Origin of the sequence: Pelagibius sp. 7325, assembly GCF_037652055.1 — a bacterium.
In the GTDB taxonomy this organism is placed as follows: Bacteria; Pseudomonadota; Alphaproteobacteria; order Kiloniellales; family Kiloniellaceae; genus Pelagibius.
Genome location: NZ_JBBKAH010000002.1, coordinates 698,845 through 716,126, shown reverse-complemented (window position 1 = coordinate 716,126; position 17,282 = coordinate 698,845). Strand labels below are relative to the sequence as shown.

The 17,282-nt window shown below is 66.7% G+C and carries 12 protein-coding genes; 10 read left to right on the top strand and 2 right to left on the bottom strand.

What is annotated here, in order from left to right:
* Positions 1 to 69: 69 nt before the first annotated feature.
* Both acnA and WDC82_RS05275 read right to left on the bottom strand, forming a co-directional pair.
* Positions 70 to 2,739 (bottom strand): aconitate hydratase AcnA, encoded by a 2,670-nt coding sequence (gene acnA, locus WDC82_RS05280; RefSeq protein ID WP_340116212.1) that lies wholly within the window; start codon positions 2,737 to 2,739, stop codon positions 70 to 72.
* A gap of 383 nt (positions 2,740 to 3,122) precedes the next feature.
* Positions 3,123 to 4,004, bottom strand: coding sequence for a LysR family transcriptional regulator (locus WDC82_RS05275; protein ID WP_340116211.1), 882 nt, complete (start codon positions 4,002 to 4,004; stop codon positions 3,123 to 3,125).
* Between the two features lie 197 nt (positions 4,005 to 4,201).
* On the opposite strand from WDC82_RS05275, the gene WDC82_RS05270 reads away from it, so the two are divergent.
* The 10 genes from WDC82_RS05270 (at position 4,202) to WDC82_RS05225 (ending at position 17,239) form a co-directional block, all read left to right on the top strand.
* On the top strand, positions 4,202 to 5,701 hold the full coding sequence (locus WDC82_RS05270; protein ID WP_340116210.1) for a CoA-acylating methylmalonate-semialdehyde dehydrogenase: 1,500 nt from the start codon (positions 4,202 to 4,204) through the stop codon (positions 5,699 to 5,701).
* Positions 5,702 to 6,029: 328 nt separating this feature from the next.
* Positions 6,030 to 8,024, top strand: coding sequence for an AMP-binding protein (locus tag WDC82_RS05265; RefSeq protein WP_340116209.1), 1,995 nt, complete (start codon positions 6,030 to 6,032; stop codon positions 8,022 to 8,024).
* 220 nt (positions 8,025 to 8,244) lie between these two features.
* On the top strand, positions 8,245 to 9,036 hold the full coding sequence (locus WDC82_RS05260; protein ID WP_340116208.1) for an ABC transporter ATP-binding protein: 792 nt from the start codon (positions 8,245 to 8,247) through the stop codon (positions 9,034 to 9,036).
* A gap of 12 nt (positions 9,037 to 9,048) precedes the next feature.
* A complete protein-coding gene (locus tag WDC82_RS05255; protein WP_340116207.1) occupies positions 9,049 to 10,065 on the top strand; it encodes a branched-chain amino acid ABC transporter permease in 1,017 nt (338 codons plus the stop codon).
* 16 nt (positions 10,066 to 10,081) lie between these two features.
* A complete protein-coding gene (locus WDC82_RS05250; RefSeq protein WP_340116206.1) occupies positions 10,082 to 11,161 on the top strand; it encodes a branched-chain amino acid ABC transporter permease in 1,080 nt (359 codons plus the stop codon).
* 113 nt (positions 11,162 to 11,274) lie between these two features.
* A complete protein-coding gene (locus WDC82_RS05245) occupies positions 11,275 to 12,588 on the top strand; it encodes an ABC transporter substrate-binding protein (protein WP_340116205.1) in 1,314 nt (437 codons plus the stop codon).
* Positions 12,589 to 12,679: 91 nt separating this feature from the next.
* Positions 12,680 to 13,525, top strand: coding sequence for an ABC transporter ATP-binding protein (locus WDC82_RS05240; RefSeq protein WP_340116204.1), 846 nt, complete (start codon positions 12,680 to 12,682; stop codon positions 13,523 to 13,525).
* A 9-nt stretch (positions 13,526 to 13,534) separates the two neighbouring features.
* On the top strand, positions 13,535 to 14,767 hold the full coding sequence (locus tag WDC82_RS05235) for an AMP-binding protein (protein WP_340116203.1): 1,233 nt from the start codon (positions 13,535 to 13,537) through the stop codon (positions 14,765 to 14,767).
* A 421-nt stretch (positions 14,768 to 15,188) separates the two neighbouring features.
* Positions 15,189 to 15,794: a hypothetical protein gene (locus WDC82_RS05230; protein ID WP_340116202.1), complete on the top strand. Its 606-nt coding sequence runs from the start codon at positions 15,189 to 15,191 to the stop codon at positions 15,792 to 15,794.
* Positions 15,791 to 17,239 carry a serine protease gene (locus WDC82_RS05225; protein WP_340116201.1) on the top strand — a complete coding sequence of 483 codons (1,449 nt, stop codon included), beginning with the start codon at positions 15,791 to 15,793 and terminating at the stop codon, positions 17,237 to 17,239. The genes WDC82_RS05230 and WDC82_RS05225 overlap by 4 nt, the downstream gene beginning before the upstream one ends.
* Positions 17,240 to 17,282: the final 43 nt, after the last annotated feature.

Below are 17,282 nucleotides of genomic sequence, written 5' to 3'. Positions count from 1 at the left end.
CAGACAAAAAGGCCCCTGCCGGATGGCAGGGGCCTTTCTCGTTGCGGCCGATACCGATGAAGGATTGGCTTACGCCGCCTTCATCAGGCTGCGCAGGACGTAGTGCAGGATCCCGCCGTTGCGGTAGTACTCCGCCTCGTCGGCGGTATCGATGCGGCACAGCACCGGCACCTGCTCCGACTTGCCGTCCGGGCGGTGGATGGTCAGCGTCAGCTGCATGCGCGGCTTCAAGCCGCCGGCCACGCCGGTGACGTCGAAGGTCTCCTCGCCGGTCAGCTTCAGGGTGTGGCGGCTGGTGCCCTCCATGAACTGCAGCGGCAGTACGCCCATGCCGACCAGGTTGGAGCGGTGGATGCGCTCGAAGCTCTCGACGATCACCGCCTTGATGCCCAGCAGGCGCGTGCCCTTGGCCGCCCAGTCGCGCGAGGAGCCGGAGCCGTACTCCTTGCCGCCGATCACCACCAGCGGCACGCCTTCGTCGGCGTAGACCATGGCCGCGTCGTACATCGGCATCACCTTGCCGTCGGGCAGGTGGCGGGTCACGCCGCCTTCGGTGCCCGGCGCCACCTCGTTCTTGATGCGGATGTTGGCGAAGGTGCCGCGCATCATGACCTCGTGGTTGCCGCGCCGCGAGCCGTAGGAGTTGAAGTCCAGCGGCCGCACCTGGTGCTCCAGCAGGTAGTCGCCCGCCGGGCTCTCCTTCTTGATCGAGCCGGCCGGCGAAATGTGGTCGGTGGTGATGGAATCGCCCAGCATCGCCAGGGCGCGCGCGCCCACGACGTCGCCGATCGGCTCCGGCTCCGCCTTCATCTCGGTGAAGAAGGGCGGGTACTGCACGTAGGTCGAGGAGGGGTTCCACAGGTAGGTCATGCCGGAGCCGGCGTCGATGTCGCGCCACTCCTCGGGGCCCTCGAAGACGTTGGCGTAGCGCGCCTTGAACATGGCCGGCGTCAGCACGTCGCCGATGACCTGCTCGATCTCCTTGTTGGACGGCCAGATGTCCTTCAGGTAGACGGGCTTGCCGTTCTTGCCGGTGCCCAGCGGATCTTTGAAGAGATCGACCTTCAGCGAACCGGCGATGGCATAGGCGACCACCAGCGGCGGTGAGGCCAGGTAGTTCAGCTTCACCAGCGGATGCACGCGGCCCTCGAAGTTGCGGTTGCCGGAGAGCACCGCGGCGACCGAGACGTTGCCCTTCTCGACGGCCTCGGTGACCGGCGCGTCGAGCGGGCCGGAGTTGCCGATGCAGGTGGTGCAGCCGTAGCCGACCAGTTCGAAGCCGAGGGCGTCGAGATGCTCCGACAGACCGGCGGCGTTCAGGTAGTCCGTGACCACCTGGCTGCCCGGCGCCAGCGAGGTCTTCACCCAGGGCTTGCGCGTCAGGCCCAGCTCGTTGGCCTTCTTGGCCAGGAGGCCGGCGGCGACCAGCACGGCGGGGTTGGAGGTGTTGGTGCAGGAGGTGATGGCCGCGATCACCACGTCGGCCGGGTCGATGCTGTAGTCGGTGCCCGGCGCCGGCGTGGAGGGGCCGCTGCCCATGTCGGTCAGCGCCTTCTCCGCCGAGGCCTTCACGGCCGACAGCAGCACGCGGTCCTGCGGGCGCTTCGGTCCGGCCAGGCAGGGCTCGATGCTGCCGAGGTCCAGCTCCAGCGTATCGGTGAACACCGGATCGGGCGTGTTGGCGTCGCGCCACATGCCCTGGGCCTTGGCGTAGGCTTCGACCAGCGCCACGCGCTCGGGGTCACGGCTGGTGAAGGTCAGGTAGCGGATGGTCTCTTCGTCGATCGGGAAGATGCCGCAGGTGGCGCCGTATTCCGGCGCCATGTTGCCGATGGTCGCCTGGTCGGCCAGCGTCAGATGGTCCAGGCCGTCGCCGTAGAACTCGACGAACTTGCCGACCACGCCCTTGGCGCGCAGCATCTGCACCACGGTCAGCACCAGGTCGGTGGCGGTGGTGCCTTCCTTCATGCGGCCGGTCAGCTTGAAGCCGACGACCTCGGGGATCAGCATGGAGACCGGCTGGCCCAGCATGGCTGCCTCGGCCTCGATGCCGCCGACGCCCCAGCCCAGGACCGAGAGGCCGTTCACCATGGTGGTGTGGCTGTCGGTGCCGACCAGGGTATCCGGATAGGCGACGGTGGCGCCGTCCTCCTTCTTGGTCCACACGACCTGCGAGAGGTATTCCAGGTTCACCTGGTGGCAGATGCCGGTCCCCGGCGGCACGACCCGGAAATTGTCGAACGCGGTCTGGCCCCAGCGCAGGAAGGAGTAGCGCTCGCCGTTGCGCTCGAACTCGACCTGCACGTTCTTCTTGAAGGCGTCGTCGCTGCCGTAGTTGTCGACCATGACCGAGTGGTCGATGACCAGGTCGACCGGCGACAGCGGGTTGATCTTCTTGGGGTCGCCGCCCAGCTTCGTCAGCGCTTCGCGCATCGCGGCCAGGTCGACCACGGCGGGCACGCCGGTGAAGTCCTGCAGCAGCACGCGGGCCGGGCGGTAAGCGATCTCGCGGTCGGAGCGCTTGTCCTTCAGCCACTGGCCGATGGCGCGGATGTCGTCGACGGTGACGCTGCTGCCGTCCTCGAAGCGCAGCAGGTTCTCCAGCAGCACTTTCATGGAATAGGGCAGGCGCGAGACGTCACCGATCTCGCCGGCGGCGGCCTCCAGGCTGTAGTAGGCGTAGGTCTTACCCCCGACCTTGAGGTCGCGGCGGGTTTTCAGGGTGTCCTTGGCTGGCATGAGCCTCTCTCCTTCGGTTGCGTTGGGCCACACCTGACGCCCTTGCGCCCGGCGCCGCAGCGGTCTCGAAGGACCGCCGCAAAGCCGGGTGTGGTCGTCGGCGTGCCCCGCGACCGGTTGCGACCGCTCCGCGGGAGCTCACTTTATGGGAATACGGGCGATACCATACTCGCCGCCACAAAGTTGTCCATGCCGTTTTAACTGGGGATTTCTCTAGGATTCGTGAAGGCTGGCGGGCGGTTTCGGCTCGCCCGCACTTCTCTGCCGGCCCGGCGGGTAAGGAAATCGGCGGGGGCGGCGAGCGCCCCCGCGTACCTTTCGGGGCAACTCTTTCAAGGCAGGGTTGATCGCCGGCGCCGCGTTTCAGGTCGCTGCCCTGTCGCTCAGAAGATGTCCTTGTTGGCGCGGACCTCTTCCTTGATGAACTCGATGGTCTCACGGATGCGGCGCAGATCGGCGGTGTTCTCGTGGGCGACGATCCAGAAGGTGCGGGTCAGCGAGAAGGTCTTGCGCAGCACCGGCTGCAGGCCCGGCTGCTCGCCGGCCAGGAAGTCCGGCAGGATGCAGAGGCCGGCGCCGGCCAGGGTGGCGTTCAGCTGGGCGATCAGGTTGCTGCTGGAGATCTGCGGCACCACCTTGCGGCCCAGGATCGGCATGTAGTCCAGCTTGGGGTCGAAGATCAGGTCGGGGATGTAGCCGATCATGGCGTGCTGGGCGAGGTCGTCGAGGTCGCGGATCGGCGGATTCTCCTTCAGGTAGTCCGGCGCCGCATAGAGCCTCAGGTGATAGTCGGTGAGCTTGGCGGCCAGCAGACGCCCGGACTTCGGCCGGGTGATCGCAACGGTCAGGTCGGCCTCGCGCTTGGCCAGGCTGAGCACCCGCGGCAGGGCGACCAGCTGGATCTCCAGCTTGGGGTGGCGGCGCGCCAGCTTGTGGATGCGCGGGGCGAGGAAGAAGCTGCCGAAGCCGTCCGGCGCGCCCAGGCGCACCACGCCCTCCAGGGAATCGTCGCGGCCCTGCAGCTGTGCCTGGGCCTGCAGGGTGGTGGTCTCCATCGCCTCCGCCGAGGGCAGCAGGCGCTGGCCCACCTCGGTCAGGCTGTAGCCCTTGGGGTTGCGGTCGAACAGGCGCGCGTCCAGCGCCGTCTCCAGCGCACGGATGCGCCGCGCCACCGTCGCGTTGTCGACCTTCAGGCCCTTGGCGGCGATGGTCAGCTGGCCGGTGCGCGCGACCGCCAGAAAGAACTTCAGATCGTCCCAGCGCATGGATGGCTTCTGAGCGGCGTCGGTTTCTGGTAGGCTTGCGTTCTTGCAGCCATGCTCGCCGTGTCCTTGCAGAAATGCAAAATGAAAATGACAAAATGGCGGTTTAGGCGCATAGAAGAATGTACTACGCACAACTACCGAATTGCGCGGCGGGCAAGGTGGCCCCGACTGCGGACACGTCTGGGAGGACACTTCAGGTGCAGGAACTGACGCACTTCATCGGCGGCAAGCACGTCAAAGGATCGAGCGGCCGCACGGCCGAGGTCTTCAACCCGGCGACCGGCGAGGTCGAGAAGCGCGTGCCGCTGGCCAGCCCGGCCGAACTGGACGCCGCCGTCGCCAACGCCAAGGAGGCCCAGCCGGCCTGGGCCGCGGTGAACCCGCAGCGCCGCGCGCGCGTGCTCATGAAGTTCGTCGAGTTGCTGCACCGCGACATGGACAAGCTGGCAGAGGCGCTGTCGCGCGAGCACGGCAAGACCCTGCCCGACGCCAAGGGTGACGTCATCCGCGGCCTTGAGGTCGCCGAGTTCTGCTTCGGGGCGCCGCAGCTGCTGAAGGGCGAGTACACCGGCAACGCCGGCCCCGGCATCGACATCTATTCCATCCGCCAGCCGCTTGGCGTTGTCGCCGGCATCACGCCGTTCAACTTCCCGGCCATGATTCCGATGTGGAAGTTCTGCCCGGCCATCGCCGCGGGCAACGCCTTCATCCTGAAGCCGTCGGAGCGCGATCCCTCGGTGCCGCTGATGCTGGCCGAGCTGATGATGGAGGCGGGCCTGCCGGCCGGCATCCTCAACGTCGTCAACGGCGACAAGGAAGCGGTCGACGCCATCCTCGACCATCCGGATATCATGGCCGTCGGCTTCGTCGGCTCGACCCCGATCGCCGAGTACGTCTATACGCGCGGCTGTGCCAACGGCAAGCGCGTGCAGTGCTTCGGCGGCGCCAAGAACCACATGATCATCATGCCCGATGCCGACATGGACCAGGCGGTCGACGCGCTGATCGGCGCTGGCTACGGCGCGGCGGGCGAGCGCTGCATGGCGATCTCCGTGGCCGTGCCGGTGGGCGAGAAGACCGCCGACACGCTGATGGAGCGTCTCATTCCGCGGGTCGAGGGCCTGAAGATCGCCCCCTATACCGCCGGCAACGACGTCGACATGGGCCCCTTGGTCACCGCCGCCGCGCGCGACCGCGTGAAGCGCCTGGTCGACAGCGGCGTGGCGCAGGGCGCCGAACTGGCGGTCGACGGCCGCGACTTTGCCATGCAGGGCTATGAGAACGGCTTCTTCGTCGGCGGCTGCCTGTTCGACCGCGTGACCACCGATATGGACATCTACAAGGAAGAGATCTTCGGGCCGGTGCTCTCGGTGGTGCGCGCCAAGGCCTACGACGACGCCGTCGACATGACGATGAAAAATCCCTACGGCAACGGCACCGCGATCTTCACTCGTGACGGCGATGCGGCGCGCGACTTCTGTGACCGCATCAACGTCGGCATGGTCGGCGTGAACGTGCCGATCCCGGTGCCGCTGGCCTACTACACCTTCGGCGGCTGGAAGGCCTCCGGCTTCGGCGACCTGAACCAGCACGGCCCGGACGGCTTCCGCTTTTACACGCGCACCAAGACGGTGACCTCGCGCTGGCCCTCGGGCGTGAAGGAAGGGGCGGAGTTCTCCATCCCGACGATGAAGTGACATTTCGGCACCGAAGTGAGGTATGAATAGCCTGCTGTAATGGCTGCTGCGGCCCGGATCGGGGTCGGGGGACAGTGCCTAGAGTGTTGATTTTTCGGTCGAAGACCGCATAGTTTTGCGACCGCTTTCCGGGTGGCGACAAGCCGCTATAAAACGAACGACAAACCGGAAAGCTTAAAGGGAGGCCCGGCTGCATGATGGCGGAACCATCAGAGCTGTGTGCTGGTCAGGCGACCCCTCGGGGCGCCGCGGCCGGCTTTGCGCAGATCACCGCCGCCCCGTCGAAACGCCGGCGTGCGTTCCGGCACGGGTGGTGGAGTGCGGCGGCATGAGCGCGCCGCGCCACCGGCCCCGCCACGCTGTTTCCCTGCCGCCGGCGGATTGCGACACCTTCCCCAAGCTGCTGGAGCACCAGCGCCGTACCCGGCCCAGCAAGCCGGCGATCCGCGAGAAGGACTTCGGCATCTGGCAGACCTACACCTGGGGCCGCGTCGCCCAGGAGGTGCGCGACCTCGCCGCCGGCCTGTTCTCCATCGGCGTGCAGCGCGGCGACAAGGTCGCCATCGTCGGCGACAACCGCCCGCGGCTCTATTGGACCATGACGGCGGTGCAGGCGATCGGCGCGGTGCCGGTGCCGCTTTACCAGGACTCCGTGGCCGAGGAGATGACCTACGTGCTGGAGCACGCCGAGGCGCGCTTCGCCGTGGTCGAGGACCAGGAACAGGTCGACAAGCTGCTGGAGGTGCAGGCGCGCTGCCCGCACCTGGAGACGATCGTCTACGACGAATCGCGCGGCATGCGCCACTACACGCAGCCCTTCCTGCACCACTTCGACGCCGTGCAGGCCGAAGGGCGCGATTACAACAAGATCCATCCGGAATTCTACGACGCGGAGATCGCGAGGAGCCGCGGGTCCGATACCGCAATCATCCTCTACACCTCCGGGACCACCGGCAAGCCCAAGGGCGTGATCCTCAGCTTCGACAACGTCGTCAAGACGGCGGCCAATGGCGTCGTGCTGGAAAGCCTTACCGACGACGAGGAGTCGGTGGCCTATCTTCCGATGGCCTGGGTCGGCGACCACATTTTCTCCTACGGCCAGAGCTACGTCGCCGGCTTCTGCGTCGCCTGCCCGGAATCCAGCGCTACGGTGATGCAGGACCTGCGCGAGTTGGGGCCGACCTACTTCTTCGCGCCGCCGCGCATCTTCGAGAACATCCTGACCACGGTGATGATCCGCATGGAGGACGCCGGCTGGCTGAAGCGGCGCATGTTTCTCTTCTTCATGGACGTCGCGCGGCGCAGCGGCAGCCGCATCCTGGACGGCAAACCGGTCGGCCTGGGCGATCGCCTGCTCTACGCGCTGGGCGCGCTGCTGGTCTACGGGCCGCTGAAGAACACCCTCGGCTTCACGCGCATCCGCCTTGCCTACACCGCCGGCGAGGCGATCGGCCCCGACATCTTCGACTTCTACCGCTCGCTGGGCGTGAACCTGAAACAGCTCTACGGCTCCACCGAGGCCAGTGTCTTCATCACCATCCAGCCGGACGGCGAGATCGAGGCCGATACCGTGGGCAAGCCGGCGATCGACGTCGAGATCAAGATCGCCGACAGCGGAGAGGTGCTGTTCCGCAGCCCGGGTGTCTTCGTCGAGTACTTCAAGAACCCCGAGGCGACGGCGGAGACCAAGACGCCGGACGGCTGGGTGCATACCGGCGACGCCGGCTTCTTCGACGACAAGGGCCACCTGAAGATCATCGACCGCGCCAAGGACGTCGGGCGCCTCAACGACGGCGGCCTCTTCGCGCCGAAATACGTCGAGAACAAGCTGAAGTTCTTCCCCGACATCAAGGAGGCCGTGGCCTTCGGCCACGAGCGCGACTACTGCGCGGCCTTCGTGAACATCGATCTGGTAGCGGTCGGCAGCTGGGCGGAGCGCAACAACGTGCCTTACGGCAGCTACCAGGAACTGACCGCCAACCCGCAGGTCATCCAGATCGTCAAGGGTCACATCGAGAAGGTGAACCGCGACCTCGCCGCCGATCCGCAGTTGGCGAGCTGCCAGATCCGCCGCTTCCTTGTCCTGCACAAGGAACTGGACGCCGACGACGGCGAGTTGACGCGTACCCGCAAGGTGCGCCGCAGCTTCATCGCCGAGCGCTATCAGCCGCTGATCGAGGCGCTCTACTCCAACGCCCGGTCGGCTTACATCGAGACGGAGGTCACCTTCGAGGACGGCCGCAAGGGCGTCCTCAAGGCCGACCTCGCGATCGTCGACGTCGAGACCCAGCCGGTCGCCCCGGCGCTGAAGAAGGCGAGTTGACGGGGATGGCAGGAGAGGGCGCACTGACCGTGATTTCCACTCGACTGTCGTCCCGGCACTTGATGCCGGGACCCAATGCCCGTGCCGCGTTTCCGTCCCTCGACAGTGTGAAACCGGCAGCGTTCAACCGCACGCAGAGGCCAATGGATCCCGGGGTCAAGCCCCGGGATGACAGCGGTGCGGGAATGACAGTAAGTGTTCTCGTGCGAGGGAATGCCGCATGACCTACGGCGAAAAACATATCGGCGGCACCCTTTTGAAGGTCGACAACATCACGCTGGCCTTCGGCGGCGTGAAGGCGCTGACCGACATCTCCTTTGAGATCCGCGAGCACGAGATCCTGGCGATCATCGGCCCCAACGGCGCCGGCAAGACCTCGATGCTGAACGTCATCAACGGATTCTACCATCCCCAGCAAGGCCGCATCGAATTCCGCGGTGTGGAGCGCAAGGCCATGCGCCCGCACCTGGCGGCCAAGCAGGGCATCGCGCGCACCTTCCAGAACGTCGCCCTCTTCAAGGGTATGTCGACCCTCGATAACATCATGACCGGGCGCATCCTGAAGATGAAAAGCAACATCTTTCAGCAGGCGATCTACTGGGGTGCCAACCAGCGCGAGGAGATCGCGCATCGCGAGGTGGTGGAGAAGATCATCGACTTCCTGGAGATCGAGGCGATCCGCAAGACGCCGGTCGGCCGGCTGCCCTACGGCCTGCAGAAGCGTGTCGAGCTGGCGCGCGCTCTGGCCATGGAGCCGGACCTGCTGCTGCTCGACGAGCCCATGGCCGGCATGAACGTCGAGGAGAAGGAAGACATGTGCCGCTTCGTGCTGGACGTCAACGACGAGTTCGGAACCACCATCGCCCTCATCGAGCACGACATGGGCGTGGTGATGGACATCTCCGACCGCGTCGTGGTGTTGGACTACGGCCGCAAGCTGGCTGACGGTCCGCCCGCCGAGGTGCGCGCCAACAAGGACGTCATCGATGCCTACCTCGGCGTCAGTCACTAGGAGCTGGCGAGCATGAACCCCACCGCCATGCGCTTCGGCCTCTGGGTCGCCTTCGTGCCCGTGCTGATCGCCGTCATCGGCCTCGCCCTCCAGGGTCTGGCGATGACCGACAGCGCGCTGTTTTTCGATTGGGCCTTTTACCTCGAGGTGCTCGTCGCGGGCCTGCTGCAGGGCGTCCTCTATTCCCTGGTGGCGCTCGGCTTCGTGCTGATCTTCAAGGCCTCCGGAGTCTTCAACTTCGCCCAGGGCTCCATGGTGCTGTTCGCCGCGCTTACCATGGTCGGCTTCATCGAGATGGGGCTGCACTGGACGCTGGCGTTCGTCGTCACCGCCGGCGTCATGGTGCTGGTCGCCATAGCGGTCGAGAGAGTGGTGCTGCGCCCGTTGGTGAACCAGCCGCACATCATCTTGTTCATGGCGACCATCGGCATCTTCTATTTTCTCGACGGCTTCGGGCAGATGCTGTGGGGCTCCGATGTGAAGATGCTGGAGATCGGCATCCCCAAACAAGGGCTGACCATCCTGACCGATGTCTTCGAGTACGGCATCCGGATAAACGCCTTCGACTTGGTGGCGGCGCTGGTCGGCGCCGCGCTGGTCGCCGTGCTGGCGGTGTTTTTTCAATACACCCGAGTCGGCCGTGCCCTGCGCGCGGTGGCCGACGACCACCAGGCGGCGCTGTCCGTCGGCATTCCGCTGAAGACCATCTGGGCCATCGTCTGGTCGGTTGCTGGCATCGTCGCCCTGGTCGCCGGCATCATGTGGGGTTCCAAGGCGGGCGTGCAGTTCTCTCTGGCGCTCATCGCGCTGAAGGCCCTGCCGGTGCTTATCCTCGGCGGCTTCACCTCGATTCCCGGCGCCATCGTCGGCGGCCTCATCATCGGCGCCGGAGAGCAGGTGGCGGAAGTCTTCCTCGGGCCCCTGGTGGGCGGCGCGATCCAGGAGTGGTTCGCCTACATGCTGGCGCTCGCCTTTCTGCTGGTCCGGCCGCAAGGCCTGTTCGGCGAACGCATCATCGAGCGGATTTAGGAACGGAACCGGGACCATGCTGTATCGCGAAGCCGGCCAGTTCAAGACCACCTACAACGCGGACCAGGCGATCTTTCCGATCCGCCAGGACCGCATCGGCCTGGCGCTCTTCGGGCTGGTCGCGGTCTTCGCCGTGCCGGCCTTCGCCAGCAACTATTTCCTCGAGACCATCTTCGTGCCGTTTCTGGTCTTCGCCCTGGCGGCGATCGGGCTCAACATCCTGACCGGTTACTGCGGCCAGTTGTCGCTCGGCACCGGCGGCTTCATGGCCTGCGGCGCCTTCTTCTCCTACAAGCTGGCGATCGCCTTTCCCGAACTGCACATCGTCATCGTCTTCCTGCTGGGCGGCCTCGGCACCGCGGCGGTCGGCGTGCTGTTCGGTCTGCCCAGCCTGCGCATCAAGGGCTTCTACCTGGCGGTGGCGACGCTGGCGGCGCAGTTTTTCCTGGTGTGGATGTTCAACAAGTTTCCCTGGTGGACCAACTACAGCCCCTCCGGCGTCATCTCGGCGCCGCCGCGCGACGTTCTGCCCGGCTTCGCCGTGACCGGCTCGGGCGGCGATCCGGCGGTGAAGTACCTGTTCCTGCTGGTGCTGGTGACGGTTCTCGCGCTGGTCGCCAAGAACCTGGTGCGCAGCCGCATCGGCCGGTCGTGGATGGCGATCCGCGACATGGATATCGCGGCGGAGATCATCGGCATCCGTCCGCTCTGGGCCAAGCTCTCGGCCTTTGCCGTCAGCTCCTTTTTCATCGGCATCGCCGGCGCGCTCTGGGCCTTCGTCTACACCGGCTCGGTGGAGGCCTTGGCGTTTCAGATCGATCGCTCTTTCCAGGTGCTGTTCATGGTCATCATCGGTGGCCTGGGCTCGATCCTCGGCTCCTTCCTGGGCGCCGCCTTCATCGTGCTGCTGCCGATTTTCCTCAGCAATGCGCCGGGCGTGCTGGGTCTGCAAATCCGGGTCGAGGTGATCGCGCACCTGGAATTCATGATCTTCGGTGCACTGATCGTGTTCTTCCTCATCGTCGAGCCGCATGGCCTTGCCCGCCTGTGGCAGATCGGCAAGGAGAAGCTGCGGCTGTGGCCGTTCCCCTATTGAGGGGCGGCTGTTGGCCTCATAGGTAGGGCAGTGTTAGCCTGCCAGACAAACAAACCTGGCAGGTAAATAACGACGGCCCGCGCAGACGGGCCCACAAAAGGGAGGTAGCAAGGATGATGTTCAGGAAATTGGGCCTCGCCGCCGTGGCGGCGGTGACCATGGCCGGCTCGCTCGCCGCGACTCAGCCGGTTTCGGCGCAGGAGCAGTTCGTGCCGCTGCTGGTCTATCGCACCGGCCCCTACGCGCCGAGCGGGATTCCCCTGGCGGACGGCTTCAACGACTTCATGCAGCTGGTGAACACCCGCGACGGCGGCATCAACGGCGTGAAGTATAGCTGGGAGGAGTGCGAGACCCAGTACAACAACGACCGCGGCGTCGAATGCTACGAGCGCCTGAAGGGCCAGGGCCCGACCGGCGCCAGCGTGGTGAACCCCTATTCCACCGGGATCACCTACGCCCTCATCGAGCGCGCCACCAACGACAAGGTGCCCGTCCTCTCGATGGGCTACGGCCGCGCAGACGCCTCCGACGGCACCGTCTTCCCTTACGTCTTCACCATGCCGATCACCTACTGGGCGGGCGCCGACGTGATGGTTCAGTACGCCAAGAAGGAGGCCGGCGGCAGCCTGGAGGGCAAGAAGATCGCCCTGGTCTATCACGACTCCGCCTATGGCAAGGAGCCGATCGCTACGCTGGAGCGCCTGGCCAAGGAAGAGGGTTTCCAGTTCTCCGCCTACCCCGTCGCCCATCCGGGCCTGGAGCAGAAGGCGACCTGGCTGCAGATCGGCCGCCAGCTGCGCCCCGACTGGGTCTTTATGTGGGGCTGGGGCGTGATGAACTCCACCGCCATCAAGGAGGCCGCAGCGGTCGGCTTCCCGATGGAGAAGTTCGTCGGCATCTGGTGGTCCGGTGCCGAGGCCGACGTCACCCCGGCCGGAGACGCCGCCACGGGCTACAAGTCGCTCAACATCACCGGCGTCGGCACCGCGGCGCCGATCTTCCGGGACATCGAGAAGATGCACGCCGACGGCAACGGCGTCGCCGACAAGGCCAACATCGGCACGGTGCTCTATAACCGCGCCCTGGTGAACGCCTTCTACTACACCGAGGCGATCCGCATCGCGCAGGCCGAGTTCGGCGTGAAGCCGCTGACCGGCGAGCAGATCCAGTGGGGCATGGAGCGCCTCGATATCACGCAGGAGATGATCGACAAGGCCGGCATGAACGGCCTGATGAGCCCGGTGAAGATCACCTGCGCCGACCACGAGGGCGGCGGCTCGGCCGTCGTGCAGCAGTGGGACGGCGCCAAGTGGACGGCGATCACCGACTTCATCGAGCCGCGGCGCGACGCCTTGCGTCCGGCCTATGAGGCCTCGGCCGCCCAGTACGCGCAGGAGAAGGGCCTGACGCCCCGCAGCTGCAACTGATCGCTGTCAGGCAGGGGAAGCGGGGCGGCCTTCAGGGGCCGCCCCGCACGTCCTTGCCCTCTTTCGCTAACGGCAGGTCCGGACCGACACCATGAGCCAAGCCGCCCCGCTTGAGACAGTGCCCGCCGCCGCACCGGCGGGGCCGATCCTCTCGGTCAACAACATCGAGGTGATCTACGACCACGTCATCCTGGTGCTGAAGGGCGTCTCGCTGGAGGTGCCCAAGGGCGGCATTGTCGCCCTGCTGGGTGCCAACGGCGCCGGCAAGACCACCACCCTGAAAGCCATCTCCAACCTGCTGCGCGCCGAACGCGGCGAGGTCACCAAAGGCTCCATCGAATTCGAAGGCCGGCGCGTCGACTCGCTCACGCCCAACGACCTGGTGAAGACCGGTGTGGTGCAGGTCATGGAGGGCCGCCACTGCTTCGAGCACCTCACCATCGAAGAGAACCTGCTGACCGGCGCCTACACCCGCAAGGACGGGCGCGGCGCCATCCAGGCGGACCTCGATCTGGTCTACGACTACTTTCCGCGCCTGAAGCAGCGCCGCGGCTCCATGGCCGGCTACACCTCCGGCGGCGAGCAGCAGATGTGCGCCATCGGCCGCGCGCTGATGAGCCGCCCCAAGATGATCCTGCTCGACGAACCCTCCATGGGCCTCGCCCCGCAGCTGGTCGAGAGCATCTTCGAGACGGTGAAGCGGCTGAACGAGGAGGAGGGCGTGTCCTTCCTGCTGGCCGAGCAGAATACCAATGTGGCGCTGCGCTACGCGCGCTACGGCTATATCCTGGAGAACGGACGCGTGGTGCTGGACGGCGATGCCGTGCGGCTGCGTGAGAACGAGGATGTGAAGGAATTCTACCTCGGCCTCTCGGCCGGCGGGCGCAAGTCCTACCGGGACGTGAAGCACTACAAGCGCCGCAAGCGCTGGCTATAGAAGCAGGTGATGGACTACTACGACGATCTCGAAACGCGGAGCCCGGAAGCACGCGAGACGGCGCTGATGGCGGCGCTGCCGCGCCAGGTCGCCCACGCCAAGGCCAAGGCGCCGGGCTATGCCGAGATCCTTGCCGATGTCGACCCCGCCAAAGTCACCAGCCGTGCCGCGCTGGCGAAGCTGCCGGTCACCCGCAAGCCCGACCTGTTGGAGCGCCAGACGCCGCGGCAGCCCTTCGGCGGGTTGGCCGCGATCCCCCTCGGCGAGGCGGCGCGGCTGTTCGCCTCGCCCGGCCCGATCTACGAGTTCGAGAGCGCGCGGCCCGGCTTCTGGCGCGTCGAGCGCGCGCTTTTCGCCGCCGGCTTTCGCGCCGGCGACGTGGTGCACAATTGCTTCTCCTACCATCTGACCCCCGGCGGCTGGATCCTGGACGGTGCGGCGCGCGCGCTGGGCTGTGCCGTCATCGCCGGCGGCGTCGGCAACAGCGAGCAGCAGGTCGAGGCGATTGCCCACTTCCGGCCCTCCGGCTACACCGGCACGCCGGACTTCCTGAAGGTGCTGCTCGACAAGGCGGTGGAACTCGGCGCCGACTGCAGTTCGATCACCCGTGCCCTGGTCTCCGGCGGCGCGCTGTTCCCGGCGCTGCGCCAGGCCTATGCCGAGCGCGGCGTCGCCGTGCTGCAGTGCTACGTGACCGCCGACCTCGGCCTCATCGCCTACGAGTCCGAGGCGCGAGAGGGCATGATCCTGGATGAGCAGATCATCGTCGAGATCCTGCGCCCCGGCACCGGCGACCCGCTGCCCGAGGGCGAGGTGGGCGAGGTGGTGGTGACCAGCCTGAACCCCGACTATCCGCTGATCCGCTTTGCCACCGGCGATCTCTCGGCGCTGCTGCCGGGGACCAGCCCCTGCGGCCGCACGGCGCCGCGCATCAAGGGCTGGATGGGCCGCGCCGACCAGGCGACCAAGGTGAAGGGCATGTTTGTGCAGCCGGCCCAGGTCGCCCAGGTGCTGAAGCGCCACGGCGAGATCGCCCGCGCCCGCCTGGTGGTGACTCGCCAGGGCGACAGCGACGCCATGACTCTCCGGTGTGAGGTGGGCGGAAATCCCGAAGGCCTGCAGGCCGCCGTCGCCGCCAGCCTGCAGGACGCCTGCAAGCTGAAAGGCGCCGTTGAGCTGGTCGCCCCGGGCAGCCTGCCCAACGACGGCAAGGTCATCGACGACCAGCGCAGCTACGACTGATTCCGCGCCAGCCCCCTGATTCCCGGTGCATTTCAGTGCGGCAACGAGAAATCACAATCTCGCCGCATTTGCAGCAAGTTCCCGACACCATCGGTTCCTAGCTTCATAGTCACGGAGACTTCCCCTCTCTGTAGAGGAGCCCCAGCCCTCCTATCGATGCCCCAAATCGGCTGGCACTAAGAGGGGGCGGCCATCTGCCCCGACCAAGCGTGGCCGCCCCTGACTTTCTTCCGAAAAGCTCCAACTACGGGCGGTGCCGTACCCCAAGCCAAAACGGGACCGTCCCTTTTTTTGGCTGCGTGCGGACTACCCGCGGCCACTCCCAATGACCTGTTGACGTTGCGATTATCCGGCGGTGAGAATCCCTGCTGTAATCCGTGATAGGCGAAACGCGGGCACGGGACGTCACAAGGGGGCTGGGATGGCGAAAATGGCGGCGGCCTGCGCGCTGGGGCTGCTGACGGGCCTGCTGGTCGGCATGTCGACCTCGGGGGTAACGGCCTCGGTGGTGTCCGCCGCTCTGGCGATGGTCGCCGGCGTCGTCGCCCTCACCGGCATCGCCAATCCCTTCCTGCCGAAAGGCGAGGACGCGGCCGTACGCTCGGCCGGGCACGACTGGGCCGTCTTCTTCTTTGCGGTCGTGACCATCATCGGGCTAGGCAGCGGCCTGTGGATGCGCACCCACGATTCCCTGTCGCCGACCCCGGACGAACTGGTGGCCCGGTGGCAGGCGGCCGGCTTCGAAGCGGCGGAAGCGCGCGGCATCGTTGTCCGGCAGCTGGCCGGCGCCGTCGGCGAGGGTGGCGGCAAGGACACGGGTGCGCGGGCCTCCGCGACCGTGCTGTTCGCCGGCGACGCCGCCACCTGCCAGCGCACTGATCCATCGCGCGCGCCGGATGCCGACGAGGCCCGCAACAGCTGGTCGCTCGCGCCTGAACCCTGGCCGGCGCTGGCCAAGAGCCTCGCGGCGCTGCCCAAGGACAGCCTGCAGGCGGTGTGGACGGGCCTCTGCGGAGATGTGAAATGATCGGCGCGCTCTCCCGCGGCCTGGCGGTCGCAGCGCTCTGCTGCCTCTGCGCGCCGACAGTTTCGGCCAAACCGTCGGCGGAAACCGTGCGCAAGGCCGCCGCTTCGGTGGTGCGCGTGATGGCCGACGGCTGTCCCGGTGCCCAGGGAGCGCGCGTCGGCAGCGGCTTCGTCTGGGCCGAGGCGGGCCAGGTGGTCACGGCCTTGCACGTGGTGGCGGATTGCACCTCCATCACCGTCGAATATGTTGACACCGGCGTGCAGCGGCGGGCGACACCGGAACGGTTCCTGCGCACCGCCGACCTCGCCCTGCTGTCGGTGGCCGATCCGCCTGCGGTGCCCATCCTGTCGCAGATGGCGAAGGCCAGTGAGCAGGAGGATCTTGCCGCCATCGGCATGCCCCTCAACGTGAAGACCTGGCAGGAGGCCTACGGCGAGCGCGCCCTCAATGTGCGCAAGCTGGATGACATCCTGAACGACGGGGCGCGCCAGCAGATCCGTAATCTCGGCGCGCCGTCGATCGAACTGGAGATCTTCCGGCTGACCGCCGTGGTGAAGCCGGGCTCCTCCGGCGGTCCGGTGATCAATGCCCAAGGCCACGTAGTCGGGATCGTGGACGGCGGCCTGGACGGCGGCAATGCGTCGCTGAACTGGGCGGTGCCGGCCGGCTTCCTGCAGCACCTGATGGAAAGCGGCGAGCCGGGCAATGCGGCCGGCCTCGGCCCGGCCGCCGAGACGGTCTTCGCCTTCTCGGTGCCCGCCGGCGACCAGCAGGCCGAGGCGGTGAACGAGAGCCTCTTCTGTGGCGGGCGCAGCTATTTCCACCTGGCGACGCGCGACCTGAACCAGATCGTCGATTCGCTGTCGCAACCGGGGACCCTCGACGACCCCGCCAGCTTCATCGCTCTCGTCGCCATATATTCGCAGCATGTGCCGCTGGACGACCTGGCGGCGATCCGCTTCGACCTCTGGGTCGATGGCGAAACCGGCGCCACCATCGCCGTGCCGGAGACCATGCCGCTGCGCGACGAGGCGGGATTCTGTATTGCCGAGTCGCAAGTCAGCGATGTCGGGCTGATCTTCACCGGAGGGGTCTTCAACCCCAATCAGGTCGATGTGCAGATGGTCTCCACGCAGTTCGAGGGCGCGGTCGTCCAGCTTCTCGGCCTCAGCTATTGCCAACCTGATCCAGCGGCGATGGAGCCCTATCCCCACACGCGGTTCGATGGCTTGATCGCCCGGCGTTCCGGCACCTACTGCGTGAACGGCTACACCGGCGCCCAGCTCTACGGCATCATCGGCCACCTCGCGCGGCTGAACTCCTATGCGGGCGTCGTAGCGATCAACGCGGCGCAGTACGCGAACGGCGCCTATCTTGATCCCCAGCAGACCCTGGATTGGGCGGCGGCGGCACTCGCCGTCTTGATCTCGACCTACCAGATCTGAGTTGCCCCCGGTCCCGCCGGGACCGGGACGGCGGCTTTCCTTC